Source organism: Paraburkholderia acidisoli (genome assembly GCF_009789675.1).
Classification (GTDB): domain Bacteria; phylum Pseudomonadota; class Gammaproteobacteria; order Burkholderiales; family Burkholderiaceae; genus Paraburkholderia; species Paraburkholderia acidisoli.
Genome location: NZ_CP046916.1, coordinates 768,747 through 795,059 on the forward strand (window position 1 = coordinate 768,747; position 26,313 = coordinate 795,059).

A 26,313-nucleotide genomic window follows, 5' to 3' on the forward strand; every position below is an offset into this window, starting at 1 on the left:
GTGGCCACGCCGCCCGTCGCGACCGCAGGCTTGCTCGCGAGCGCCGAGCCGGAACTCGCGCTGGGCCGCCTCGCGCGCGTGCTCAGCGGCGACGCGCGCGTGAGCGTCGCGTTCGGTGCGGGCGAACCGCATGTGCGCGCGGAGCCGGGCGAGTCAGGCGTGCATTTCGTGCTGCCCGCGCGCCTTGCCGAAAACGCCGCGCACGAAGCCGGGTTGCTCGGCGCGCTGGATCTGCTCGCCGCGCGTCAACGCTATAGCGACACGGTGCGGCTCGATCATCCGCGCGCGGGCGTGACGGGCCGCATTGCGCAGGCCGTGGAGGACCGTCGTGTCCTGGCGCGACTCGGCGCGGCGTTTCCCGGCGCGCAACATTATGTCGATCGCTGGCGCGCGCAGCGTGGCGAGGAGATCGCGCGGCGCTGGCCAGGCTTGCCGTGGCGCGAGCGCCTCGCGTGGACAATCGAGCGCGCGCTCTGGCACGAAGCGCCGCATGCGCTGGAGCGCGATGCCGCTTCGCTCGCGGCGGCCCTGCGCGCGGTCGAGGACGGTCCGCTCGCCGCCGCGCGCGCCAGCGACTCCACGCGCGCGAGCGTGCGCGCGGCCGAGGCGATCGTCGCGGGCGTGCGCTCGCTGGCTTCGCGCGGCGCGAACAACATGATGCAGACGGCGGGGCCGGCCGAAGGTCTCGACGACGATCCGGCACTCGCGCAGGCGCTGGCGGATTTCGGCATCGACGACGACATCGCGCCCCCAGGCGGCGAGGCGGCAATCGATAACGCCAGCCGCGAGCCGGGCGGCGCGGGCGCGCAAGCGGCGAACGAAGCCGAATCCGCGCCGGGCGCGTCGTTATCGGAGGCCGATGCGCCGCATGCCGCCGGCGGACCGCGCGCCGGAGCCAGCGGGCGTCCGCTCTTGTCGATACCGCTCACCACCGCGTTCGACACCGTCACGGATCTCACCGGTCGCGGCGACGCCACGGCGTGGCGCAAGTTGCGCACGCTCGCACGCGCGGAAACGGGCGCGCTCAAGACGCATCTCGAACGCGTGCTCAAAGCCGACGAACTCACGCACTGGAAGCGCGAGCAGGAGCGCGGCGAGATCGACCGCGCGGCGTTGGCGCGGCTGGCGGCCTCGCGCGGCTATCGCACGCCGTTTCGCGTGGCGCGGCAGGCGAGCGGCCGCGATACCGTCGTCAGCTTGCTGATCGACCTGAGCGGATCGATGGCGGGGCGCAAGATCGAACTCGCGCGGCTCTGCGCGGCGGCGCTCGGCGACGCGCTCACGCAACTCGCGTTCGACGCGGAGGTGCTCGGCTACAGCTCGATCGAGTCGCCGGAGATGCGCGCCGTGTTCGAACGCGAGCGCGCGGCCGGTGCCGATTTGCGCCGCTTCAACCGTTTTGTCGAGCGGCTCGATCTGCGCGTGTTCAAGCGTTTCGGCGCGCGCGACCTGAGCGGCCTCGCGGCGATCGAATGCGGCCACGAGAACCCGGACGGCGAGGCGCTCGCGTGGGCCGCCGCACGGCTCGCGCAGCGCAAGGCGCGCCGCCGCCTTCTGTTCGTGCTCTCCGACGGCTATCCCTCGACCAGCGACGGCGACGCCGCCGTGTTGCGCACGGACCTGCTCGCGCGTGTGGCGGCCGTGCAGCAGATGGGGATCGAGCTCGTTGGCATCGGCATCCTCGACGACGCGGTCGAAGCCTTTTACCCGAACGCCGTGGTCGTACGCAAACTGCACGAATTGCCCGCGGTCGCGTTCGCGACGTTGAGCCGCCTGCTGGTCGGGCATCGGTAGTGAGCAATAGTGAGGAAGCGCCAGGTCGAAAAATCACGCGCATTCGGCAAAAATCACCGGGCGCGCGGCTTGCGACCGACTTGCATCCCGCATCAACGTGAACTAATTTCAGTGAAACGGGCGTTGCGACCCCGCGCGCCCCTCACGTCTAACGAAAAACAAGGACATGCCAGGCCACGATTACCGCCCCGTGGATTACGACCGCCTTTACTACCGGCTCGAACTCGAACCGGGTGCAAACGAGGCGGATATCAAACATCGCTACCGCCATCTCGCGCAGATCCTGCACCCCGACAAATGGCGGCACCCGACCGCGGCTTCCGTGCGCTGGGCCGACGAGCAGTTCAAGCGCGTGAAGGAAGCGCGTGAATTGCTCGAGGCGTACTGGTCCGTGCACCACGCACCGCCCGTGAGCCGCGCCGCGCTGAGCGTCGCGCAGGCCGAGCAGTTGCATGGCCAGATGCAGGCGCTCGAAGCGCAGCGCGAACGCGTGCGCGGCGAACTCGACGCGCTGCGGGCCGAACGCACGCGCATGCTCGACGAGATGACGCGCATGCGCATCGAACGCGACGCGTTGCAGGGCGAACTCGTCGGCATGCGCGACACGAGCGGCAGCGACGCTCGCTACGCCGCGCACGAGAAGTACCAGGCGCACCAGGCGAACGAGGCTCATGCAACGCGCGCGCAAACCATGCCGCAAGCCACGGCTCGCGCGCCGCGTTCGCACGGCCTGCGCGACGCCCTGTTCGCCCGTTTCGACGATCCTTCGCGCGGCTGGCTGCTCACGCTCTCCGCGAGCGTGGTAGCGGCAATTGTTGTGTTCGCAATCGCGCACGGCCTGGCGGGCGTGCTGCTCGCGCCCGTTTCGGGCTATGCGTTCGGGCGCGCGCTCGCCAGCGGCCTGCAGTGGCTGCTCACGGTGTTCGGCGTGATGCTCGTGTTCGGCTGGGCGTGGGCGCAGCGCACGTTCTATCGCGCGGCGCGCGCGGGCGTCGAACACGGCGTGGCCTTGCCCGTCGACGAAACGCTCCGGCGCGTGAACGCCGCGTTGCGCCACGAAGGGCATTTCGGCGCGAATTGGACCGTCGAGTCCTATGACGACGCCTCCCGCGCGTCGCGCTTCGCGATGCGTGCCGTGCTGCGCTTTTCGCCGCGCGCGGGGCAAACCGCGCGACGTCAGGCGGTCACGTTCCATTGCCGCGCGCATGCGTCGGGGCCCGCGCAAACGGCTCTGGCGTACGAATTCGAGGTGTCGGCGCCCACGTGGTGGCTCGTGAGTTCGGCGCGCGTGGTGCGCGATCTGCGCAAGCGTATCGATGCGGATCTGGGCGCGCTGCGGTGAGAACCCTGCGCGAAGCGCGAGAGAAGCGCGTAGCGGGCGGCGTGCGGCGCAACGCCGCTCGCGGCTACTCGAATGTCGCGCTGAACGAGCGTTGCACCGCGTTGCCGCTGGGCCGCGCGTGCGCGGCGAACTCGTTCACCCAGCGCAAGGTGGCGCTCACCGGGGTCTTGTCGAACTTGCCGTTCCACATGACCATGGGACCCAGGCCGACAGAATAGCCTTTCGCGCCATCCAGCAGGTTGGCGGCCAGTCCCGTGTCATTGCCCAGTTGCTGGATCCAGCCGCCCGTCACACCCACGCCCCAGCCGTGTCCCAACCGTTTCAACGCTAGCAGATCGAGCACGCTTACCGGCGCATTGTGATAGTTCGTACTGCTATTGGCCGTGCCCGGCGGTGACGCGTCCGGCCACGGCCACGCTCTTGCTCGCACCGAGCGACCCCTCGTAGTAGATAGTGGCCCACGAGACGATCCAGTCGTCGGTCGGCGGTACCACGCCGCCATAGGGGGTGACTTGCTGCCCCGTGATCGGACGGCCCACGCCGCCTTCGGTCGCGAAAGACGACAGCGCCGCCGCGGCGAGGCAGAGTGCGGCCATTGCAACTGGTTTGATGCGGGGAGAAGCGGGCGTCTTCGGCATGTCGGTGCCTCGTGGCGTAGGTCACCGCACGGCGTGGCCGGGCGCGCGTGCGTTTCTCCGCATCACGCGATCGACGCATTGATTTGTGATTTGCGCGATCATCATTTCGTACAGCGCTCACCGCGCGAGTCGATAACCGCATTCGTTTGCAGACGTCTCGTGAAGCACGGCGTCGGCGCGGTGTCTCGCGTCGTGCTACCGGATTCTCCAGGACTCTTTCGCCCCGTTAGCGGCGCGAGCGCGAATCGCCTTTTTGCCCGTATGCCGCGCAGTGCGCATAAACGTGGCTCAAGCGCGGTTGCGCTAACGTCACGCAGTCTGACCGACCGAGGTTGTTCGCATGGACGCGCTCAGGATATTGCTGGAGACCCAACCGTTGCTCACGCTGTTCGTGACCGTGGCGCTCGGCTATGCGGTTGGCGAAATCGGCATCAAGGGCGTGGCGCTCGGGTCGGGCGCCGTGTTGTTCGTCGGGCTCGCGATCGGCGGCTGGGCTCCGCGTTCGGCGCCGCCGCCCTTGCTCGGCACGCTAGGGCTGCTGCTGTTTCTCTACGGTATCGGTATTCAGTATGGCGAACAGTTTTTCAAGGGGCTGACGAGCGCCGAAGGGCTCAAGGCCAACGCCGCGGCGGCGCTGGGCGTGATCGTCTCCGGCTTCGTGGCGGTGGCGCTGGTGCCACTGTTCGGTGTGGGGCTCGATCAGGCGCTCGGCATGTTCGCGGGCTCGGGCACGAGCACGGCCAGTTTGCAGGCCGCGATGTCGTCGATGAAAGGCGACGGCGCGACCGTCGGTTACAGCGTCTCCTATCCGTTCGGCGTGGCCGGGCCGATTCTCTTTCTCTACGCACTCGGGACCCTGCTGAAACCCAAGATCGAACGGCCGCCGCCACGCATGATCGAAGCCGCGGAAATCGCGCTCACGAATCCCGCGCTGGTCGGGCTCACGCTGGCCGAACTCGCCGCACGCCTGCCGCCGGGCGTGGTGATCGCCGCGGTGCGTCGCGCGCATCACAATCAGCAGGCTCGCACCAATCTCGTGCTGCAATCGGACGACGTGCTGCTCGCCACCGCGACCAGCCCGGCGTTGCTGGTCGAAACCACGGCGCTATGCGGCGAGTTGCAGCCCGGACGCATGACGAATCATCGCGAGGACCTCGACTACATGCGCGTGTTCGCGTCGAGCCGTCTCGTGGTCGGGCGCGCGCTGCGCGATTTGCGTTTCCCGGAAGGCGTGGTCTGCTCGATCGCGCACGTGCGGCGCGGAGACATCGACATGATGCCGGGCCAGGAGCTGATACTCGAATTCGGCGACCGCGTGGGCCTGCTGGTCAATCATGCGCACCTCAAGACCATGCGCGCGTTTTTCGGCGACTCGATCAAGGGCACGGCCGAACTGCGCTTCATCTCGATCGGCGTGGGCGCGGCGCTCGGCCTGATCGCCGGCGTGATTCCCGTGCCCATTCCCGGCGTGGGCCGCCTCACGCTCGGGCTGGCGGCGCTGCTGCTGGTGGCGCTATGTCTGGGCCGCGCGCGGCGCTTCGGGCCGTTCGTGTGGACCATGCCGCTCACCGCGAATCTGGTGCTGCGCAATTTCGGCCTGACGATCTTTCTGGCTCAGGTGGGTCTCGCGTCGGGGCCGAAGTTTTTCGCCACGGTTGGCGTGACGGGTGCGTCGTTTCTGCTCTACGGCGTGGTGATCGTGCTCGCGCTGCTGTGCGTCACGGCGGCGTGCTGCCTGTGGGTCTTCCGCCTGCCGTACGACATGGCGGTGGGCGTGATCAGCGGGGCGACGGGCAATCCGGCCATTCTGGCGTTCGCGAATCGCGTCGCGCCCACGGACGCGCCCGACGTCGGCTATGCGATGATCTTTCCTTCGATGACCATCGTGAAAATTCTGTTCGTGCAGGTTGCCGCAGTCCTGATCGGCTCATAGCCGGTAGCGTTGCCGCGGCGCGTGGCCTGCGCAAACGCCTTGCAGGAGAGAAGGGAATGGATATCGCCGTATTCAGCGCAAAGCCTTACGATCGGCAGTTTCTCGACGCGGCGAATGCGGATCGCCGTCATCGGCTCAAGTACTTCGACGACCCGCTCAACGCGGAGACCGTCGATCTGGCGGCGGGGCATCGCGGCATCTGCGTGTTCGTGAATGATGTCGCCGACGCACCCGTGCTCGAAGCGCTCGCGCGCGGCGGCACGCAGCTCGTGGCGCTGCGCTGCACGGGCTTCAACAACGTCGACCTGCAAGCGGCCGCCGACCTCGGCATCAAGGTCGTGCGCGTGGTCGACTACTCGCCCAATTCGGTCGCGGAGCACGCGGTCGCGCTGCTGATGGCCGTGAACCGCAAGGTCCATCGCGCCTACAACCGCACGCGCGACTTCAATTTCGCGCTCGACGGGCTGATGGGTTTCGATCTGTGCGGCAAGACCGTGGCGGTAATCGGCACGGGCAAGATCGGCCGCGTGTTCGCGCGCATCATGCTGGGCTTCGGCTGCAACGTGATCGGCTACGACGCGTATCGCTCGCCGGAATTCGAGGCGCTGGGCGCGCGTTACGCGGACGCCGGCGAGATCGGTGCGAACGCCGACATCGTCTCGCTGCATTGCCCGCTCACGCCGCAGACCTATCACATCATCGGCGCGCAAACGCTCGCGCGCGCGAAGCGCGGCTCGCTGCTCATCAACACGAGCCGGGGCGGGCTGGTGGACACCGAAGCCGTGATCGACGCGTTGAAGAGCGGCCAGTTGGGCGGCCTCGCCATCGACGTGTATGAGCAGGAGGCGGGCGTGTTCTTCCGCGACCTCTCGGGCACGATCGTCGACGACGACGTGCTGCAACGCCTGATGACGTTCCCCAACGTGATCGTCACGGGCCACCAGGCGTTTCTCACGCGCGAGGCCGTGTCCACCATCTGCGAAACCACGCTGCGCAGCATCACCGAGTTCGAAACCGGCCAGCCGTTGACGAACGAGATCACCGCGGTGATGGAGCGCAAGCCGTGACGTGACGCGGTGCGGGTAAGCCGGTGATCGCGCACGCGCGAGCTTGAAAGCAACGTTCGCGCGTCCGTGAAGGCGGCGTGAAAGCCCGCGCGCTCGCGCGGATCGCGACAGCGCGCGTCAGTCGAAGCCGCGCGTCAGAACAGGAACGCGATGCCCGCCATGCCCACGAACTGCGAGCGCGTGGACGAAGGCGTCGAGTTTTGCGAATCGCCCACCGCGGGCGCGGCGTTGATGACCGTGCCCGTCGCGCTGAGCGTCTGGCCGCTCGCGTGCTGGTAGGCCTGCAGCGCGTACAGCGTCGTGCGCTTCGAGAGGTGGTACGACTCCTTGAGCGAATACTGCTGATAGCGCGCGGCGCTCGTCACGCCATTGGCCTGCGAGGCGAGCGTGTAAGCGAAGCCGCCGCCCACGTCGAAGGCCGGCGTGAAGCGGTACACGGCGAGCGCGGCCCACGTGTTGAACACGGCCGTGGTATGGAAGATCGACTTGCCGCCCGCGATGTATTCGACGTTCGAATACGAGGCGCCCAGCGTGAAATTGCCGAGCGCGTAGTTGCCCGCCACGGCCACGTGCTGCACCGCGTTCGCCGACACATAGCCGGTATTGAGCGACGAGGTGCCGAAGCTGCCCGTCGAAGTCGAATCGAACGCGGTCGTGGTCGACTGCACGTTGTCCATGCGCAGATAGCCGGCGCCCAAGGTGAACGGCCCATTGGCGTAGCGCAGCGCCGCGCTCCACGTCTGCCCCTTGCCCGTGCTGCCCGCAATGCCGCCGAACGCGTACATCGCGCTCGCTTGCAGGCCGTACCACGTGGGCGAGGTGTAGATCAGCGAATTGTTGATGCGCACGGTCGTGTCGAGACCGTCGATATCGCCCGGATGCGCGCCCGTCGCGCCCGTGAGCCAGTTGCTGCCCGTGAGCGGCCCGACGAACTGGTAGTACGGCGTGTACTGGCGGCCGGCCGTGACCTGGCCGAACTGCTTGTTCTGCAGGCCCACGTAGGCCTGGCGATTGAAGATCAGGCCGCTCGACGAGAGCGCGCCCGAGTTCGGATCGAAGCCGTTCTGCAGATCGAAGATCGCAAACGTGCCGCCGCCGAGATCTTCCTTGCCTTGCAGGCCGAACTTCGACGCATACAGGTTGCCCTGACGCAGATAGACGTTCGAGTGGCCCTTCTGGTTGTTGACGTAAGTGATGGCGTCGTCGACCGCGCCATAGAGGGTCACGCTGCTTTGCGCGAACGCGGGGCTTGCCACGAGGGCGGCGCCGGTTGCGAGGAACGTGCCAAGACCAAGGCCTGCTTTCTTCATCGTCGTGTGTCTCCGTTGAGATCCGTACTGCTTATCGTGTAGTTATGGCGACGCCGCGCGAGTGTCCTCATCCGGCGTCGGGTGGCGCGCGAGCGCGCCGGTTGCGAGAAGCGACTGCTTTTATCGTTACCGCAATGCGTTGATGCGTGACTGCCTTTCACCGGCTCGCGCGCTTACGCTTCCTCGCCGCCGTGGCGTGCCGCGAGCGCGCGCTGACGCGCCTGCGCCGCGAGCCGCACGGCGGCGTTCGGCGCACCGTAGCCGTCGTAGCCGTTGCGGCGCTCCACGAGTTCGAGGAAGAAACGCTGATCGAGCGTTTCCGTGTACGCGTGCAGGAACTCGCCGCCGCGCTCGTCGCGGTCGTAGAGCAGGTTGTGCTGGCGCAGCGAATCGAGAAACGAGGGGTCGAGCGCGAAGCGCGCGTCGAGATCGTCGTAATAGTTCGCGGGCACGCGCAGCAGCGGCACGCCCGCCGCTTCGAATTCCGTTACCGCGCGGAAGATGTCGCTGGTGCCGAACGCCACGTGATTCAAGCCCGTGCCGTGATACGCGCGCACCGTTTCGGCGGCGGCCGTGTGCTGGTCGAGCGAAGCGTTGAGCACCATGCGCAATGCGCGGTTCTGACTGAACAGGGCGCGACTGCGCACGAGTCCGTACGGATCGGGCAGCAGCACGGCCGCGCCCGCGTCGAGGCCGAACACCGACTTGAGGAACAGCACCCACGCGTCGAACGAACCGGCGGGCAGCGAAAGGCTCACGTGATCGATGCCCGTGATGGGGCCCACTTCGACGGGGCCGTCGATATCGGTGAGCGAAAAGTCGGCTTCGAACAGGGTTGGCTGGCCGGGCTGCTCGTTAACGAAGTAGTTAAGACTGCCGTCCGGACCTTGCACCGCGGGCACCACGCGCTCGTTCGGCCCCACGCGTCCCGAGAACGGTTGATAGCCGAAGCCCGCGGCGCGTTCGAGCGCGAGCGCCGCATCGTCGACACGAAACGCCGAAGCGCACAGCGAGAGCCCGTGGCGCTGAAAAAACGCGCCTGCGAACGAATCCGGCTCGGCATTGAGCACGATCGCGGCCGTGCCGTGCTGATAGAGCGTGACGTCTTTGGAGCGATGCTGGCCCGCGCGGCGGAAATGCAGTTTGTCGAGCCAGTTCGCGACTTGCGCGCGCGCCGTATCGTCGACGGCGAATTCGAGGAATTGCCACTGCGCATTCGCGGGCGCGGCCGGCGCATGCCAGAGCGCGGGCGCGGCGACGCCTTCGGCTTGCAACGCGTCGCGCGTGCGCTCTTCGAGCAGCAGCAGCGAGCGATAGCCGTCCGCGGCCGTGGCGGCGGGCGGCGCGCCGCGAAAGCCGTCGTTAAAGATTTCGAGCGAAAGCGGCCCCTTGTAGCCGCTTTTCACCACCTGCGCCGTGAAATCGGCGAGCGCGAAGTCGCCCTGGCCCGGAAAGCAGCGGTAGTGGCGGCTCCATTCGAGCACGTCCATCTGCATGCGCGGCGCGTCGGCGATCTGCACGAAACCGATCCGGTCGCCTGGAATCGCGGCGATACCGTCGGGCGCGTCGTCGAGCGAGAGCGTGTGGAAACTGTCGAGCGCAAGCGTGAGATTGCGGTGATTCACCGTATTCACGAGCTTCCACGCGTGGCCGAAGGTGCGCACGTGGCGGCCCCATGCAAGCGCTTCATAACAGATGGTCACGCCCGCGTCGCCGGCCGCGCGGGCGAGCACGGCGAGTTGTTCGGCGAGCAGCGCGTCGTCGCAGATCATGTCCGGCGAGACGTTGCTGCACACCAGCAGGCGGTCGGTGCCGAGCTGCTGCATGACGTCGAACTTGCGCTTCACGCGCTCGACGTTGCGCGCGAGGCGCTCGGCCGGTACGCCGTCGAAATCGCGAAACGGCTGATACAGCACGATGTCGAGCCCGAGGTCGGCGGCCATGTGGCGCACGTCGGCGGGCGAGCCTTCGAAATACAGCAGATCGTTTTCAAAGATCTCGACGGCGTCGAAACCGGCGGCGCGGATCGCGGCGAACTTCTCCGCGAGCGTGCCGCTGACCGACACCGTGGCGATCGAGCGGCGCAGCGCGTGAGAGGGGGCGGCAAGCGGCTTGGACATGGACATTGCACGGGCTTCGGTATTGAACGAGGCTCCGGCGGCGGCCCGTAGGTGCGTGCTGCTGTCATACGAGGATGCCGCTGGAGTGTGCGAAGAATACGCCAAACTAACTAGTTAGTACAAATTCTGGCAAACCCCAGGTGACCGCGGCACCGGGTCGCGGCACACTGGCGGCCAGATTGCGGAGTGTCTGCGCCAGATCATTGTCGATGTGAGGCGCATGTGCCGTACCGGTCTTCAAGCTGTCGTGGAGTGTGAGTGATGCAATTGCCGTCGGTGCTGGTCCTCAACGGGCCGAACCTCAACTTGCTGGGAACGCGGGAACCCGCGATCTACGGCGCCGAAACCCTGAGCGATGTCGAACAGATGTGCCGCGACGCGGCCGCGCGTCTGAATCTGCGGGTGGATTGCCGCCAGTCGAATGCCGAACATCAACTGATCGACTGGATTCACGAATGCCGCACGCAGTTCGACGGCATCGTCATCAATCCGGGCGCGTACACGCACACCTCGGTCGCCATCGCCGATGCGATCGTGGGCGTCGCCAAACCGGTGATCGAGGTCCATATCTCGAACGTGCACAAGCGCGAAGCGTTCCGGCACCATTCGTATATCTCGCCGATCGCCGAGGCGATCCTCGTCGGCTGCGGCACGCAGGGTTACGTGCTCGCGCTCGAACGCATGGCCACGGTGCTCGCGAAGAAGGTGGCGAAATGAGCGCGAACCAACCGGGCAATCCTCTGGGCGCGCGCGCCACGGCGCATTCTTTCCTGTGCGGCCTGATCGGCACGGGTATCGGCGGCTCGCTCACGCCCGCGATGCACGAGAAAGAGGGCCGCGAACTCGGCTTCAACCTCGTGTATCGACGTATCGATCTGGACGCGCTCAAGCTCACGCCCGCCGCGTTGCCCGACTTGCTCGACGGCGCGCAGCGCATGGGCTTCGACGGGTTGAACATCACCTATCCGTGCAAGCAGGCCATCATCCCGCTGCTCGACGAACTCTCCGACGACGCCCGCGCGCTCGGCGCCGTGAACACGGTGTTGTTCCGCGACGGCCAGCGCATCGGCCATAACACCGACTGGTCCGGCTTCTCGCGCGCGTTCCAGCGCGGCCTGCCCGACGTCTCGCTCGAAGCCGTCGTGCAACTGGGCGCGGGCGGCGCGGGTGCGGCCGTCGCGCACGCGGCGCTCGCCATGGGGGCGCAGGCGCTCACGCTGTTCGATGTCGATGCGAACCGCGCGCAAGCGCTCGCCGACGAGTTGCAGGCACGCTTTCCCGCCGCGCGCGTGCGCGCGGGCGGCGATCTGCGCGCCACGCTCGAAACCGCCACCGGCCTGATCCACGCCACGCCCACCGGCATGGCCAAGCTGCCCGGCCTGCCGCTGCCCGCCGAGTATCTGCACGCGCGGCTGTGGGTCGCCGACATCGTGTATTTCCCGATCCGCACGGCGCTGCTCGAAGCGGCCGAGGCGCTCGGCTGCCGCACGCTTTCCGGCGGCGGCATGGCGGTGTATCAGGCTGTCGACGCTTTCCAGCTGTTCACGGGCGTCGAACCCGATGCGGAGCGCGTGTACGCGCATCTGCAATCCATGCTGGCGGCCAACGCCGGCGAATAACAAAAGGGACGCCGGGGCGAGCGCTCCGGTCTATCCAGCTGCTTTGGAGACAGAAATGGCACAAGCATCCCCGGGTCGCGGCGACGCGCAGGCCCTCAACGCGGCCGCCGCCGCCGGCGCCGTGCGGCGTACGAAGGTGCGTTACCGCATCCTCGGTCTGCTGGCGATCGGCACGATGATCAATTACCTCGATCGCACCGTGCTCGGCATTGCCGCGCCGCAACTGACCAAGGAACTCGGCATCAACGCCGCGATCATGGGCCTCGTGTTTTCGGCGTTCTCGTGGAGCTACGTGGTCGCGCAGATTCCGGGCGGCGTGTTTCTCGACCGCTTCGGCAGCAAGTTCACCTACTGGCTCTCCATGACGCTGTGGTCGCTCTGCACGCTCGTGCAGGGTTTCGTGGGCGGCGTGGGCGCGCTGCTCGCGTGCCGGCTCGGGCTGGGCGCGGCCGAATCGCCGTGCTTCCCGACCAATAGCCGCGTGGTCGCCACGTGGTTCCCGCAAAGCGAGCGGGCGTTCGCGACGGGCACCTACACCGTCGGCGAATACATCGGTCTCGCGTTCTTCAGCCCCGTGCTGTTCGCGCTGATGGGTGCCTACGGCTGGCGCTCGCTGTTCTATGTGGTGGGCGCGGTGGGCGTGGCGTTCGGCGTGGTCTGGTGGTTCCTGTATCGCGAACCGCACGACCATCCGGCCGCGAATCGCGCCGAACTCGACTACATCGAGGCGGGCGGCGGTCTGGCGCGCCACGAGAAGGTCGAGGCGCAAGCCGAAGCGCAAGCCGCCAAAAGCGGGGAAACGCCGCGCAAGAAGGGCTTCGACTGGCGTCTGGCGGGCGCTCTGGTGCGCCGCCGGCAGCTCGCGGGCATCTGTCTCGGCCAGTTCGCGGGCAATTCCACGCTGGTGTTTTTCCTGACGTGGTTCCCGACCTATCTCGCCACCGAACGCCACATGGGCTGGCTTAAGATCGGCTTTTTCGCGGTGATGCCGTTCATTGCCGCCTCGGTGGGCGTGATGTTCGGCGGCACGTTCTCCGACTGGATGCTGCGTCGCGGCATTTCGGCCAACGTGGCGCGCAAGCTGCCGATCATCGCCGGGCTGCTGCTCGCCTCGACGATCATTCTGGCGAACTTCGTCGAAAGCAACGTGGCGGTGATCGCCATTCTCTCGGTGGCGTTCTTCGCGCAAGGCATGGCTGCGCTGGGTTGGACGCTGGTGTCCGATATCGCGCCGGCCGGGCTGCTCGGCCTCACGGGTGGCATCTTCAACCTCGCGGCGAATCTGGCCGGCATCGTCACGCCGCTCGTGGTCGGCCTGATCGTGGGCGCAACCGGCTCGTTCGTCTGGGCGCTGGTGTTCATCGGCGTGATCGCCTTGATCGGCGCGGCGTCGTACATCTTCATCGTCGGCGACATCGAGCGCATCGAGCTGTAAAACGGGCAGGGCGCGCCGCGGATTGTTGCGGCGCGTCATGCCCGCCGCGCCGGATTGAGGCGGTCTATTGGCTGGCGATACATCGGGTAATTCGCGTTTAAAAGCGGCAAACACGCAGCAAGTCAGCGGCAAGAAGTCACGATCGCGCGGGCGGCTGGCTGCGGCGCGACGCCTCCCGAGGCGCCGGGACCGCCATGCTAGAATCGCCCGCATTCTTTTTCCTCCTGCTGCGGGCCACAACGACATGGCAAGACCGGCGGCTTCGGCCGAACGCAACGACGCTCAATCCGAAAGCCGCCGCAAGTACGATCCCGAGCAGACCAAGCGCAATATTCTCGAAGTCGCCACGGCCGAATTTTCGGCGATGGGTCTCGCCGGCGCGCGCGTGGACGCGATCGCCGAGCGCACCAATACGACCAAGCGCATGTTGTATTACTACTTCGGCAGCAAGGAAGGGCTGTACGAAGCGGTGCTCGACAAGGTCTACGGCGACATTCGCGCGCTGGAGCAGGATCTGCATATCGACGAACTCCCGCCCGAAGAGGGTTTGCGGCGGCTCGTCGAATTCACCTTCGACTATCACGACCGGCATCGCGACTTCGTGCGCCTCGTGACCATCGAAAATATCCACGGCGCCAAATTCATCGAGCGCCTCAAGACCTTCCGTACGCGTAACGCGAGCGTGATCCGCACGATCGAGGACCTGCTCGCGCGCGGCGTGGCGGCGGGCGCGTTCCGCGAAGATATCGACCCGATCGATCTGCACTTGCTGATCAGCTCGATGTGCTTCCATCGCGTCGGGAATCGTCATACGTTTGGTGCGGCCTTCGGGCGCGATCCGTCGCATCCGCGCCTGCGCGCGCGGCACCGCGAAATGGTGGTGGACGCGGCGCTGCGCTTCGTCAAGAAGTGATCGCCGGGATGCGCGCTGGGTGAAGGTTCCGCGCGCGTGTTGCAGCCGCGCCGCACTTTACCCTCCGCCGACCCCTGAGTTTCCCCAGGATTTCATCTGAAAATTGCCTGAAAGCCCCATTCCATGGGGCTTTCGCCATTTTTCCCTGTCCCCAAAACACGCGGACGCATTACACTACGCCCGGGAGCCCGTTTGCGGCGGGGCTTCGCGCGCTGTCTGTGCGCGGGGCCGCGCGGGCGGCGAGATTTTTGCTGTCGCTTCGTCGTCGTAGTGCGGGCGATCGATTCGGGCCAGATCCCATCGTTGCCGTTTTCACAGGTTCCGTGCCGCCGCGCGCCGCGCCGCCCACCGTCACCGGAGAGTCCCAAGCGTAATGAGCACCGCCATGCCCCGTTCCAGCCAAGCCGGCCTGCCGCGCCAGACGCACGGCCGCTTCACTCTCGGCACGCGCATCGTGCTCAGTTTCGGCCTGCTGTTCGTGCTGATGCTGGCGATGGCCGTGGTTTCCTGGGATCGCCTGCGCAGTATCGACGCCCAGGCGCTCAGTCTCACGCACGACTCCGTGCCGGGTCTGTTCTATTCGACCTCGATGCGCGCCTCGGCCAATCAGACCTACAGCCTGATGGAGCGCGCGGCTTTCGTCGAATCCGACCCGGAAGCCATCGCGCGCGACGTGGCCGCGCTGCCCACGGCAATCGCGGGCGTGGAAAGCAACGCGAGCCATTACGAGCGCTCGCTGTTCCGCGCCGAAGACCGCGAGCAATACCGGCGTTTCCGCGAGGCCTACGCGCACTATCTGCCGATGGTGCAGTCCGTCGCGCGCCAGGTGGGCACGTCGCGCCCGGCCGCGCAGGCCGCTTTCCTGCAGATCGGTCCGGTCTGGACGGACGTGCTGGCCAAGGCCAATGCGCTCGTCGACGAAAACCGGCAGCAGGCCATCGTCTCGGCGCAGGACATCCGCTCGGCCGTGACCGGCACCGAAATCACCGTGGCGACCGCGCTCGCGATCATGCTGCTCGCCGCGCTCGTGACCGGCTTCCTGCTGTATCGCGCGATCACGGTGCCGATGGCTCGTCTCGTCGACGTCCATGACGCCATGCGCACGGGCAAGCTGGGCCTGCGGCTGCAACTGAACCGGCGCGACGAATTCGGCCTTGTCGAAGACGGTTTCAACCGCATGAGCGACGAACTCGGCGGCCTCGTGGCCCAAGCGCAAAAGTCGTCGTTACAGGTGACCACCTCGGTGGCGGAAGTGGCGGCGACCTCGAAGGAGCAGCAGGCCACGGCGAGCGAAACGGCCGCCACCACGACGGAAATCGGCGCGACGTCGCGCGAGATTTTCGCCACGGCGCGCGATCTCGTCGCGACCATGGGCGAAGTGGCCACGGTCGCGGAGCAGTCGGCCACGCTCGCCACGACCAGTCAGAGCGGCCTCACGCACATGGAACACACCATGCGCAGCGTGATGGAAGCGGCCGGTTCGGTGAACGCCAAGCTCGCGATCCTCAACGAGAAGGCCGTGAGCATCAATCAGGTCGTGGCGACCATCACGAAGGTGGCGGACCAGACCAATCTGCTCTCGCTGAACGCGGCGATCGAAGCGGAGAAGGCCGGCGAATACGGGCGCGGCTTCTCGGTGGTGGCGACGGAAATCCGCCGTCTCGCCGACCAGACGGCCGTGGCGACCTACGACATCGAGCAGACCGTGAAGGAAATCCAGTCGGCGGTCTCGGCGGGCGTGATGGGCATGGACAAGTTCGCCGAGGAAGTGCGGCGCGGCATGCACGACGTGCAGGCCGTGGGCGCGCAGCTTTCGCAGATCATCGGTGCGGTGCAGACGCTCGCGCCGCGCTTCCAGATGGTCAACGACGGCATGCAGGCGCAGGCCACCAGCGCCGAGCAGATCACCCAGGCGCTCACGCAGTTGTCCGAGGCCGCGCAGCAGACGGCGGAGTCGCTGCGCCAGTCGTCGCAGGCCATCGACAATCTCACGCTGGTCGCCAACGAACTGCGCACGGGCGTCTCGCGCTTCAAGGTCGAGGCGTGAGCGCGGCCGCACGTCACGCCAGCCGCGCGTAGCCCTAACGGAGACGGAGCGCCGATGCTGTTCCTGATGTTCGAGCTGGACGGCGAGCGTTATGCGCTCGATGCGCGCGAGATCGCGCACGTGCTGCCGCTCGCGCCCGCCCGGCCGTTTCCGGGCACGCCCGCGTATATCGCGGGCGTGATCGATCACGAGGGCGCGCCGGTGCCGGTCGTCGACCTGCCGATGCTGGCGCTCGGGCGTCCCGCGCGCGCGTTGATGTCGACACGGCTCGTGCTCGTGCATCTGCGCGACGAATATGCCGATTTCGACGATGCCGATCGCCATGCGGCGCCGCGCCGCCTCGCGCTGCTGCTCGAAGGCGCCACGCGCACCCAGACGATCGCGGCCGAGCGCTTCGCCGAAGCCGGCATCGCCACGCCCGACGCGCGCTGGCTCGGTCCGGTCGCGCGCGACGAACACGGTTACGTGCAGTGGGTGAAGGTCGCGCATCTGCTCGATGCGCGCGTGCGCGCGCTGCTGTATCCCGAGCCGCCCTCGTGGCAGGCGGCCGGCGCCGGGGAGGCACGATGAATCAGGCTACGCTGCATGCCTCGCCGGCCGACCCGCGCTTCGCCGCGTGGCTGCTCGAGGAAACCGGCATCGAGGCCGAATCGCTCGGTCCGAACGCGCTCTCGCGCGCGCTCGCGGCCCGCGCGGTCGCGACGCTATCGGCCGAAGCTCAGGATGCCGAAGCAACCCGCGCATGGACCAGCGTGGCCGCGTTGCCCGACTGGGCGCGCGACGCCTACTGGCAGCGCCTCACCACCACGCCCGCCGAGCGGCAGGCGCTCATCGACGCGCTCGTGGTGCCCGAAACGTGGTTCTTTCGCGAGCGCGAAGCGTTCGCGGCGCTCGCGCGGCTCGGCGCGAAACGGCTCGAAGCGCAGCCCGGCGAAATCGTGCGCGTGCTGAGCGCGCCGTGCTCGACGGGCGAGGAACCGTATTCCGCCGCCATGGCCTTGTTCGACGCGGGCCTCGCGCCCGGTCAGTTCGCCATCGACGCGATCGACATCAGCGCGCAGTCGATCGCGGCGGCCGAGCGCGGCATCTACGGCCGCAATGCGTTTCGCGGCGACGGCCTCGCGTTTCGCGAGCGCTATTTCACGAGCGCACCGGACGGCTGGCGCATCGCCGCCGCCGTGCAGCGCGCCGTGACTTTCGAATGCGCGAACCTGTTCGACTGGCTCGCGGCGCATCCGGTGCGCTACGACTTCGTCTATTGCCGCAACGTGCTGATCTATTTCGACCGCGCCGCGCAGGATCGCGCGATCGGTTTGCTGCGCGCGCGGCTGGCGGCGGGCGGCATGATTTTCGTGGGCCCGGCGGAAACGGGTTTGATGATGCGGCACGAGATGGCGTCCGCGTACATTCCGCTCGCGTTCGGATTTCGCGCGCCCGAGCCGCGGCTTGCGAGTGATACCGCGCGCGATGCCGCAGATGAGGCAAAGCGCGCGCGCGCCGTGGCGCGTCCGGCGTTCTCGCTGAACGTGCCGCTGCCGGGGCAGGCGGCGACGGCGTCCGGCGCGGCGTTCGCGACGCTGACCGTGCCGGTGCCTGCGACACCGCCCGCGCGCCGCAGCGCGCCGCCGCCGCTCACGCTGCGGCCGTTGCACGGCACGCCCGCGCCGCGCGCGGCGGCTGTCGTGCCCGCGTTGACGCCTGCGGTGGCATCGACCGCTGCAACGTCGGCGGCGAAACCGGCGTCCGACAATTCGGAAGCGGTGCTCGCCAACGCCCGCCGTCTTGCCGATGCCGGCGCGCTCGACGAAGCCGAGCGCCTTGCGAAGGAAGCCGCCAAAACCCTCGCGCAGAACGCCGACACCTGGTATCTGCTGGGTCTCATCGCCGACGCCCAGGGCCGTAGCGCCGACGCGCACGCGCACTATCGCAAGGCCGTGTATCTCGAACCCGCGCACTACGAAGCGCTCACGCACCTCGCGGCGCTGCTCGAAGTGCAGGGCGATGCCGACGGCGCGCGCCGCCTGATGCGCCGCGCCGAACGCGCCGCGCAGGAGCCACGCGACAACCCACGCTACGACGGTGGCAAGCCGGGAGGCGCGCGTGTCTGAGCGCTTCGTCATGACCGAAACGGGCGGCACGACGCTCGACACCTGCTGGACCACCATCGGCGTGCGCGGCGACAACTCGTGCCCGCGCCTGCAGCAATACGTGCGCTGCCTCAACTGCCCGGTGTTCGAGCAGGCCGCCGCAGGCATGCTCGACCGGCCCGCGCCCGCGATGGAAACGCGCGTTGCGGCGGCCCCGGCGCCGAAATCGGGCCAGGCGCGCGGCGCCGGTTCGCTGGTGTTTCGCGTGGGCGCGGAATGGCTGGCATTGCCCGCCGCCGTGTTGCGCCATGTGGAAGACGCGCGCAGCGTCCACACGCTGCCGCACCGGCGCAGCGCCGCCGTGCTCGGCATCGTCAACGTGCGCGGCGTCCTTACGCTCGCGGCTTCGCTGGCGGCGCTGCTGCACATCGAACGCGCGGCGCGCGAAGGCACGTCGGCCAATGACCGGCCGCGCCTGCTCGTGACCGAATGGGCGGGCGCCACCACGGCGTTTCCCGTCGACGAGGTCGAAGGCGTGGTGGCGTTTGCCGCCGAAGAACTCTTGCCCGCGCCCGCCACGCTCGCGCAGTCGGCGAGCCGTCACGTGCGCGGCGTGGTGACGTGGCGCGGCCGCTCGGTGGGCGTGCTCGACGCCGACGCGCTATTCGAATCGCTGGCGAGGAATCTGCGATGAGCGACGACGACCTGAGCCGCCGCTCGCTGCTCGACCTGTTCCGCGAGGAAGCGGACGCGCAGACCCGCACGCTTTCGGCGGGACTGCTGGCGCTCGAGGCATCGCCCCAGGACGCCGCGACGCTCGAGGACTGCATGCGCGCGACGCATTCGCTCAAGGGCGCGGCGCGTATCGTCGGTCTGCCCGAGGCCGTGATCGTGGCGAGCGCGATGGAGGATTGCTTCGTGGCGGCGCAGCAGGGCGAACTGCGTATCGACGCCGCGCGTATCGACGTCCTGCTCGCGGGCATCGACCTGCTGATTGCCGCGGGCGACGCCGACGCGCCGCCGCTCGCCCGCGAGGCCGCCGAAGCATTCGCGGCGCGCTTGACGGGCGCGTCGAGCGCGAGCGCGCCGCAAGCCGACGCGTTCGATGCGCTGGCGGCGTCGCTGCGCTTGCCGGAGCCGGATGCGCAACCTGAACCTGAAGCGCAGGCAAAAGCGCCGGCAGAAGCGCAGACCGAGCCGCAGGCGGCAGCAGAACCGGCCGGGCCGCGGGAAACGCCACCGGCCGCGCCGGCGGAACCTGAAAAAGCCCGCGCCGAGCCCGCATCCGAAGCTCAGAAAGCACCGGCGCAACCTGCCCGCCGCGCGACCGATCCGGGCGCGAACGGTGCACCTTCGCACGAGCCCGACCGCATGCTGCGCGTGCGTGCGCTCACGCTCGACCGCGTGCTCGGTCTCGCGGGCGAGTCGCTGGTGGAATCGCGCCGCATGCGTCCGTTCGCCGACGGCCTGCTGCGCGTGCGTCGCGCGCAAGGCGACGTGCTCGCCGCGCTCGGCCAGTTCCACGAACGCCACGGCGAGACGCTCGACACCGAGGCGCGCGCCGCGCTCGACAACATTCGCGCCGCGCTCGGCTCGCTCGATCGTCAGCTATCCGAACGATTCGACGACCTCGACCGTATCGACCGGCGCGGCACGCAGCTCGCGCAACGGCTTTACGACGAGGCGCTGCAATGCCGCATGCGGCCGTTCGGCGACACGGCGCATGCGTATCCGCGCATCGTGCGCGATCTCGCCCGCTCGCTCGACAAACGCGTGCGCTTCGAGATCGTCGGCGAAAACACCCAGGTGGACCGCGATATCCTCGAAATGCTCGACGCGCCGCTCGGCCACCTGCTGCGCAACGCGCTCGATCACGGCATCGAAGACGGCGCCACGCGCCTGCGCGCGGGCAAGCCCGAGGAGGCGCGCCTCACGCTCGAAGCGCGGCACAGCGCGGGCAAGCTGCTGATCACGGTCGCCGACGACGGCGCGGGCATCGACCTGAACACGGTGCGCGAGCGCGTGGTCAAGCGCGGCCTCGCGCAGCCCGAAGCCGTGGCTGCGATGTCCGAACCCGAACTGTTCGACTTCCTGATGCTGCCGGGCTTCTCGCTGCGCGAGAAAGTCACCGACGTCTCCGGGCGCGGCGTGGGCCTCGACGCCGTGCTGAACTTCGCCAAGACCGTGCGCGGCACCGTGCGTATCGAAAGCACGGCCGGCCAGGGCACGCGCTTCGTGCTGCAACTGCCGCTCACGCTTTCGGTCGTGCGCAGCCTGATCGCCGAAGTCGCGGGCGAGGCGTACGCGTTCCCGCTCGCGCACGTGCGCCGCGCGCTGAGCGTGCCGCGCTCCGCCATCGAAACGCTCGAAGGCCAGCAGCACATCACTTACGAAGGGCGGCCCGTGGGTCTCGTCACCGCGCGCCAGTTGCTGGGCGCGGGCGCGGAGGCGCATGCGGGCGAGGTCGTGAACGTCGTGCTGGTGGGCGGCGAAACGGGGCTTTACGGCGTGGCCGTCGACCGTTTCGCGGGCGAGCGCACGCTGGCCGTGCAGCCGCTCGACGCGCGCCTCGGCAAGCTGCGCAACGTGATGGCGGCGGCGCTGCTCGAAGACGGCGACGTGGTGTTGATCGTCGACGTGGAAGACATCGTCGCTTCGGTCGGGCGGCTGGTGCGCGAAGGGCAGCTCGCGGGCGTGGCGCGCGGCGGCCAGGACACGGCGCGCGAACGCAAGCGCATTCTCGTCGTCGAGGATTCCTTGACCGTGCGGGAGCTGGAGCGCAAGCTGCTCGAAAAGCGCGGCTATGCGGTGACGGTGGCCGTCGACGGCATGGACGGCTGGAACACGCTGCGCAACGCGCGCTTCGATCTCGTCATTACCGACGTCGACATGCCGCGCATGGACGGCATCGAACTCGTCACGATGATCAAGGCCGACGCGCAGCATCGCAACGTGCCGGTGATGATCGTGTCGTACAAGGATCGCGAAGACGACCGGCGCCGCGGGCTGGATGCGGGCGCCGACTACTATTTGACCAAGGGCAGCTTCCACGACGAAGCGTTGCTCGATGCAGTGAACGATTTGATCGGAGATGCGGCGGGATGAAGATCGGTATTGCCAACGACATGCCGCTCGCCGTCGAGGCGTTGCGCCAGGCTATCGCCACACGGCCGGGGCATCGCGTGCTATGGGTCGCGAGCAACGGCGAGGAAGCCGTGCAGCACTGCGCAGCGCAGGTGCCCGACGTGATCCTCATGGATCTCGTGATGCCGAAGATCGACGGGGTGGAAGCCACGCGCCGCATCATGGCGCGTTCGCCGTGCCCCATTCTGATCGTGACCAGCAGCATCGGCGCCAATGCGTGGCGCGTGTACGAGGCGATGGGCGCGGGCGCGCTCGATGCCGTCGACACCCCGGTGCTCGCGGGTCCCGGCGCGCGCCGCTCGATGGACCTGCTGCTCGCCAAGATCGAGCAGATCGGCAAGGTGAGCGGCGTGCCCGACGTGCTCGCGCGGCCCGCCGCCGCGGGCGCGGCCGGGCGCAACGAGGCGCCGATCGTGGCCATCGGCTCGTCGGCGGGCGGGCCGAGCGCGCTGGCCGCCGTGCTGGGCGCGTTGCCCGCGGACTTCGCGGCGAGCGTCGTGATCGTGCAGCACGTGGATCAATCGTTCGCCGCGGGCATGGCCGCGTGGCTCGACTCGCAAACGCCGCTCACGGTGCGCGTGGCGCTCGAAGGCGAGGCGCCCGCGCCCGGCGTGGCGCTGCTGGCGGGCACCAACGATCATCTGTGCATGACAGCGGGCGGCAAGCTGGCTTACACTCGCGAGCCTGCCGAAACGCCGTACCGGCCCTCCGTGGATGCGTTTTTTCACAGCCTGGTCGAGCACTGGGCGGGCGAGGCGGTCGGCGCGCTGCTCACGGGCATGGGCCGCGACGGCGCAATCGGCCTGAAGGCAATGCGCGCGAAAGGCTGGTACACGATCGCGCAGGACGAGGCGACCAGCGCGGTTTATGGCATGCCGAAGGCGGCCGCCGCGCTGCTCGCCGCGCGCACGATCCTGCCGCTCGACGCGATCGCGCCCGAACTACGCGGCCGGATTGCACTCAGACGCTTCTGACCCTTTGCCGATTTCGCGCCGACCGTAACGAAGCCCGTGTGAAAAGTGTGTGAAACCCATGCGTTTTGTTTAACTCTCACCCGCGAGAAGCCGTAAACACCGTAGACGCGATAGAAACCGCGAACGAGATCATGACCGAGAAGCCTACTCCCGCTCCCAGCGCAGTGCTCGCACCCGGCGCCGGCAATCCCGACGACACGTCGCTCGACGTGGCGCTGGAAGCCGTGCGCACGGCGCTCGAGGAGCCGCTGCCCAACGTCGAAGTGCCGATGATGGTGCTGCTCGTCGACGACCAGGCGATCGTTGCCGAGGCCGTGCGCCGCGCGCTGTCGAGCGAGCGCGAGATCGACTTCCACTATTGCGCGCATCCGGAGCAGGCGGTCAAGACCGCCGAGCAGGTGCGCCCGACCGTGATCCTGCAGGATCTGGTGATGCCGGGCACCGACGGCCTCACGCTCGTGCGCGCGTATCGCGCCAACGAAGCCACGCGCGACGTGCCCATCATCGTGCTCTCGACCAAGGAGGAGCCCGCGATCAAGAGCGCCGCCTTCGCCGCGGGCGCCAACGACTACCTCGTGAAGCTGCCCGACAGCATCGAGCTGATCGCGCGCGTCAAGTACCACTCGCGGTCGTACGTGACGGTGCTGCAGCGCGACGAGGCGTATCGCGCGTTGCGCCGTTCGCAGCAGGAATTGCTCAAGGCGAACCTCGAACTGCGCCGCCTCACGCATTCGGATGGCCTGACCGGTCTCTCGAACCGCCGTTATCTCGACGAATTCCTGAGCGCCGAATGGAAGCGCGCGCTGCGCGAGCGCACCGAGATTTCGCTGCTGATGATCGACGTCGATTACTTCAAGCCCTATAACGACACCTACGGTCACGTGGCCGGCGACAACGTGCTGCGCTCGGTCGCGACCACGATCCGTCGCGAGATTCGCCAGCCGCGCGATCTGGTCGCGCGCTTCGGCGGCGAGGAATTCGCCGTGGTGCTGCCGGGCACGGGCAGCGCGGGCGCGCGCCTGCTCGCCGAGAAGATGCGCCAGGACGTGGCCGGTCTGGCGCTCCCGCATATCGGTTCGGCGGTAAGCGAGCATCTGACGATCAGCATTGGCGCGGCCACGCTCACGCCCGCGCCCGGTCTCGCCGAAACCTCGCTGATCGAGGAAGCCGACGTCGCGCTGTATCGCGCGAAACGCGACGGGCGTAACCGCGTGGCGTATTCCACCCAGGTTTCCGGGCGCGAATAAGCCTGCGCATCGGCCTTTTTCGCCGATACGGCGCGCGGGTAGCCGCCCGGCGGGTGCGCGGCTTACGGGGCGTGGCGCACGGCCAGTGGCCTTGGCGCGCGACATCGGCGAAACCTGCGGGCATTGCGGGCCGTTCGGCGGCGTCAGGCCACGTTTTCGGCGCCGCCCCGCGCGCCCGTTGGCGATTTTCACGTAAATTCATCCTCTGGCGCGGCCGCGAGCGGCCGTGCCGCTTCGTGCACGCGACGCGCGGGAATAAACGGCGCGCCCGCGTGTTTGCCCGGCATCCCCCCTCACAGCGTTAGCGACGATCATGAAGTTCCGCGGGCCGCTCGACGAGCCGCCAGTCTCCGAAACCGATATCCAGGCGTACAGCGACGGTACGCTCGTGGGCTCGCGCGCGGCGCAGGTGCGGCATTACCTGGCCAAACGCCCCGGCGAGTGGCATCGCATCCTGTTTTATCGGCGTCTGAACGAGCAGATGCGCGACGCGTATCCCGAGCCGCGCGCCCGGCGTGCCTCGCGCGCCGCGGGTTTCGGCGAAGATTCGTACGGCGGCCCGGACGACGGTTCGCAGGGCGGCGTGCATGGCGGTTCTTTCGGCGATTCGTCAGACGAGACGCGCGGTGCTTCGCGGCCCGGTTCGCAATCTTCTTCGCGGCGCCGGGCGAAGCGCTATATCGCGGTCGCGCTCGCGGCGGCGGTGCTGGCGGGCGCGGCTATCGCGTGGATCTCGGTGAGCGAGCCGAACCAGCAGGTGCTCAACGACGCGGCCGTGATGGCGCTCATGGATGCCGAAAACGCGGGCAACGCTCAAACCACGCCAGGAGCGCCTGCGTTGCCCGCGCCGTTCGATCTGGGCGCGGCCGGTCTGCGCTATATCGGCAGCAGCGAGATGAACCTCGGCCGCTTCGCTCGCGCGCAACGCTACCTCTACGAGAACGCCGAAGGCGAGCGCGTGGTGCTGCTCGGCGCGCGCGCGTGGCTCGACGGCAGCGCGCCGCAGTGGAGCGCGCATCGCGCCGGGCAGTTGCGTCTCCTGATGTGGCGCGACGACGGCACGCGCTGGGTGCTAGCGGGCCATGCGGCCACGCGCGGCCTCATGCATGCCGCCGACATCGCGACCATGCCGACCATGCCGCCGCACGAAGGTGCGCAGTGAGTGGGGCTCGCATGCGACGCAGGCAACGTGTGGACGACCTGCGGGCATCACGCAACCCGAAGCGCGCCACGAGAGGCACGAAGCAAAGGATGAATCATGGACATCCGTGACGAGTTGATAGAACACGTGCCGCGCCTGCGCCGCTACGCGCGCGCGCTCATCAACAACCGCGAACTCGCCGACGACCTCGTACAGGACACGCTCGAACGCGCCATCGCGCGCACCGAACTGTTTCGGTCGGGCACCGACCTGCGCGCGTGGCTGTTCACGATCATGCACAACATTTTCGTGAATCAGGTGCGCAAATCGGCGTCGCGCGGCGCGCATGTTTCCGTCGACGACGAAAGCGTGCCCGAAACCGACTATGCCGTGCCCGCCACGCAAACCGGCGCGCTCGAAGTGCGCGACCTCGACTATGCGTTGCAGCGCCTGCCCGTGGAGCAGCGCGAAGTCGTGCTGCTGGTCGGGCTCGAAGAGATGAGTTATGCCGATGTGGCGCTGGCGCTCGACATTCCCATCGGCACGGTGATGTCGCGGTTGTCGCGTGGCCGCGAACGGCTGCGTGCGCTCATGGCGGGCACGGTCCCGCGTGCGAACTTGAAGGTGGTGCGATGAGCGATCAACACAATCCCGTGACGCAGGACGAGATCCACGCCTATGTGGACGGCACGCTTTCGGAAGCGCGCCGCGCCGACGTCGAGCGCGAACTCGAACGCAACCCCGATCTCGCCACGCGCGCGAGCGACTTTTTCGCGCTCAACAATTTGCTGCACGAACGCTACGACCGGGTGCTCAACGAGCCGCTGCCCGCGCGTCTGCGCATTGCCGCGCCCGCGAGCGAAGCGAAGCCGGTGGGCAGCGCGAAACCCGCCGCGAACTGGCCGCGTTTCGCGGGCATGGCGGCGGCGCTCGTGCTGGGCGTGGGAATCGGCTGGGGCACGCACTACGGCATGAGCGTGCCGGGCGGTGGCTTCAACGGCGGCGCGGGCGCGCTGCACACGGTCAGCGCCGACGGCACCGAGCGGTTCGCGGAGCAGGCGGCCATCGCGCACGTGAACTACATGCCGAGCGTCGCGCGCCCCGACACCATGGACGACACGCAGGAGCAGGACTTCGTCAAATGGCTCGCGAACCGGCTCGGCACCAACGTGCATGCGCCGATGCTCGCGCGCGAAGGCTTCGAGCTTTCCGGCGGCCGCCTGCTGCAAAGCGACGACGGCGACGTGGCGCAATTCATGTATCACAATGCACGCGGCGAACGCGTGACGCTGTGCATCTCGCACCGCAAGACCAGCGCGAACACGACCGCGTTCAAGCTGTATCAGGACGGCCCGGTGAACGTGTTCTACTGGGTCGACGGCGACTTCGGTTATGCGCTCTCGGGCGGCATCGACCGCAAGGCGCTGCTGCAACTGTCGCACGATGTCTACGCGCAACTCACTTCGGGTAGAACGGAGTGAGTTGCCGCGCTTGACCGGTAT

22 protein-coding genes are annotated in these 26,313 nt (G+C 68.1%); 18 read left to right on the top strand and 4 right to left on the bottom strand.

Translation table 11 applies throughout. The annotated features are described in order from the left end of the window. Together FAZ98_RS32345 and FAZ98_RS32350 are read left to right on the top strand one after the other, a co-directional pair. On the top strand, positions 1-1,794 hold the full coding sequence (locus tag FAZ98_RS32345; protein ID WP_233272960.1) for a cobaltochelatase CobT-related protein: 1,794 nt from the start codon (positions 1-3) through the stop codon (positions 1,792-1,794). Positions 1,795-1,960: 166 nt separating this feature from the next. After that, positions 1,961-3,136, top strand: a complete 1,176-nt coding sequence (locus FAZ98_RS32350) for a J domain-containing protein (protein WP_158957844.1) — start codon at positions 1,961-1,963, stop codon at positions 3,134-3,136. A gap of 64 nt (positions 3,137-3,200) precedes the next feature. On the opposite strand, the gene FAZ98_RS35860 is transcribed toward FAZ98_RS32350, so the two are convergent. Continuing rightward, on the bottom strand, positions 3,201-3,479 hold the full coding sequence (locus FAZ98_RS35860; protein WP_233272961.1) for a transporter: 279 nt from the start codon (positions 3,477-3,479) through the stop codon (positions 3,201-3,203). 31 nt (positions 3,480-3,510) lie between these two features. Beyond that, positions 3,511-3,774, bottom strand: coding sequence for a hypothetical protein (locus tag FAZ98_RS35865; RefSeq protein ID WP_233272962.1), 264 nt, complete (start codon positions 3,772-3,774; stop codon positions 3,511-3,513). 340 nt (positions 3,775-4,114) lie between these two features. Here FAZ98_RS35865 and FAZ98_RS32360 point away from each other — a divergent pair, with 340 nt between their 5' ends. After that, a complete protein-coding gene (locus FAZ98_RS32360) occupies positions 4,115-5,707 on the top strand; it encodes an aspartate:alanine exchanger family transporter (RefSeq protein WP_158957846.1) in 1,593 nt (530 codons plus the stop codon). 56 nt (positions 5,708-5,763) lie between these two features. Further along, on the top strand, positions 5,764-6,774 hold the full coding sequence (locus FAZ98_RS32365; RefSeq protein ID WP_158957848.1) for a 2-hydroxyacid dehydrogenase: 1,011 nt from the start codon (positions 5,764-5,766) through the stop codon (positions 6,772-6,774). 134 nt (positions 6,775-6,908) lie between these two features. On the opposite strand, the gene FAZ98_RS32370 is transcribed toward FAZ98_RS32365, so the two are convergent. Together FAZ98_RS32370 and FAZ98_RS32375 are read right to left on the bottom strand one after the other, a co-directional pair. After that, positions 6,909-8,084 carry a porin gene (locus FAZ98_RS32370; RefSeq protein WP_158957850.1) on the bottom strand — a complete coding sequence of 392 codons (1,176 nt, stop codon included), beginning with the start codon at positions 8,082-8,084 and terminating at the stop codon, positions 6,909-6,911. 173 nt (positions 8,085-8,257) lie between these two features. After that, positions 8,258-10,171, bottom strand: coding sequence for a bifunctional sugar phosphate isomerase/epimerase/4-hydroxyphenylpyruvate dioxygenase family protein (locus FAZ98_RS32375; protein ID WP_158958665.1), 1,914 nt, complete (start codon positions 10,169-10,171; stop codon positions 8,258-8,260). 294 nt (positions 10,172-10,465) lie between these two features. On the opposite strand from FAZ98_RS32375, the gene aroQ reads away from it, so the two are divergent. The 14 genes from aroQ (at position 10,466) to FAZ98_RS32445 (ending at position 26,292) form a co-directional block, all read left to right on the top strand. Next, a complete protein-coding gene (gene aroQ / locus FAZ98_RS32380) occupies positions 10,466-10,921 on the top strand; it encodes a type II 3-dehydroquinate dehydratase (protein ID WP_158957852.1) in 456 nt (151 codons plus the stop codon). Next, complete coding sequence (locus tag FAZ98_RS32385; protein WP_158957854.1) at positions 10,918-11,823, top strand: shikimate dehydrogenase; 906 nt, start codon at positions 10,918-10,920, stop codon at positions 11,821-11,823. The genes aroQ and FAZ98_RS32385 overlap by 4 nt, the downstream gene beginning before the upstream one ends. A 55-nt stretch (positions 11,824-11,878) precedes the next feature. Further along, positions 11,879-13,258: an MFS transporter gene (locus FAZ98_RS32390; RefSeq protein ID WP_158957856.1), complete on the top strand. Its 1,380-nt coding sequence runs from the start codon at positions 11,879-11,881 to the stop codon at positions 13,256-13,258. A gap of 244 nt (positions 13,259-13,502) precedes the next feature. Then, positions 13,503-14,171, top strand: coding sequence for a TetR/AcrR family transcriptional regulator (locus FAZ98_RS32395; protein ID WP_158958667.1), 669 nt, complete (start codon positions 13,503-13,505; stop codon positions 14,169-14,171). A gap of 373 nt (positions 14,172-14,544) precedes the next feature. Next, positions 14,545-16,218 carry a methyl-accepting chemotaxis protein gene (locus FAZ98_RS32400; protein WP_158957858.1) on the top strand — a complete coding sequence of 558 codons (1,674 nt, stop codon included), beginning with the start codon at positions 14,545-14,547 and terminating at the stop codon, positions 16,216-16,218. A 54-nt stretch (positions 16,219-16,272) separates the two neighbouring features. Beyond that, positions 16,273-16,788, top strand: coding sequence for a chemotaxis protein CheW (locus FAZ98_RS32405; RefSeq protein ID WP_158957860.1), 516 nt, complete (start codon positions 16,273-16,275; stop codon positions 16,786-16,788). Beyond that, positions 16,785-18,326: a CheR family methyltransferase gene (locus FAZ98_RS32410; protein WP_158957862.1), complete on the top strand. Its 1,542-nt coding sequence runs from the start codon at positions 16,785-16,787 to the stop codon at positions 18,324-18,326. The genes FAZ98_RS32405 and FAZ98_RS32410 overlap by 4 nt, the downstream gene beginning before the upstream one ends. Before the next feature lie 10 nt (positions 18,327-18,336). Beyond that, the gene (locus FAZ98_RS32415; RefSeq protein ID WP_158958669.1) at positions 18,337-18,999 is read left to right on the top strand and encodes a chemotaxis protein CheW; all 663 of its coding nucleotides are present in this window, start codon (positions 18,337-18,339) and stop codon (positions 18,997-18,999) included. Next, on the top strand, positions 18,996-21,410 hold the full coding sequence (locus FAZ98_RS32420; protein WP_158957864.1) for a hybrid sensor histidine kinase/response regulator: 2,415 nt from the start codon (positions 18,996-18,998) through the stop codon (positions 21,408-21,410). The genes FAZ98_RS32415 and FAZ98_RS32420 overlap by 4 nt, the downstream gene beginning before the upstream one ends. Continuing rightward, on the top strand, positions 21,407-22,423 hold the full coding sequence (gene cheB / locus FAZ98_RS32425; RefSeq protein ID WP_158957866.1) for a chemotaxis response regulator protein-glutamate methylesterase: 1,017 nt from the start codon (positions 21,407-21,409) through the stop codon (positions 22,421-22,423). Before FAZ98_RS32420 ends, cheB begins: the two co-directional genes overlap by 4 nt. A 131-nt stretch (positions 22,424-22,554) precedes the next feature. After that, the gene (locus FAZ98_RS32430) at positions 22,555-23,670 is read left to right on the top strand and encodes a response regulator (RefSeq protein WP_158957868.1); all 1,116 of its coding nucleotides are present in this window, start codon (positions 22,555-22,557) and stop codon (positions 23,668-23,670) included. A gap of 313 nt (positions 23,671-23,983) precedes the next feature. Then, entirely contained in the window at positions 23,984-24,832 is an 849-nt protein-coding gene (locus FAZ98_RS32435; RefSeq protein ID WP_158957870.1) for a hypothetical protein, read from the top strand. A 96-nt stretch (positions 24,833-24,928) separates the two neighbouring features. Continuing rightward, positions 24,929-25,447, top strand: coding sequence for a sigma-70 family RNA polymerase sigma factor (locus FAZ98_RS32440; RefSeq protein ID WP_158957872.1), 519 nt, complete (start codon positions 24,929-24,931; stop codon positions 25,445-25,447). Next, positions 25,444-26,292, top strand: a complete 849-nt coding sequence (locus FAZ98_RS32445; protein ID WP_158957874.1) for an anti-sigma factor family protein — start codon at positions 25,444-25,446, stop codon at positions 26,290-26,292. Before FAZ98_RS32440 ends, FAZ98_RS32445 begins: the two co-directional genes overlap by 4 nt. The last annotated feature ends 21 nt before the right edge of the window (positions 26,293-26,313 follow it).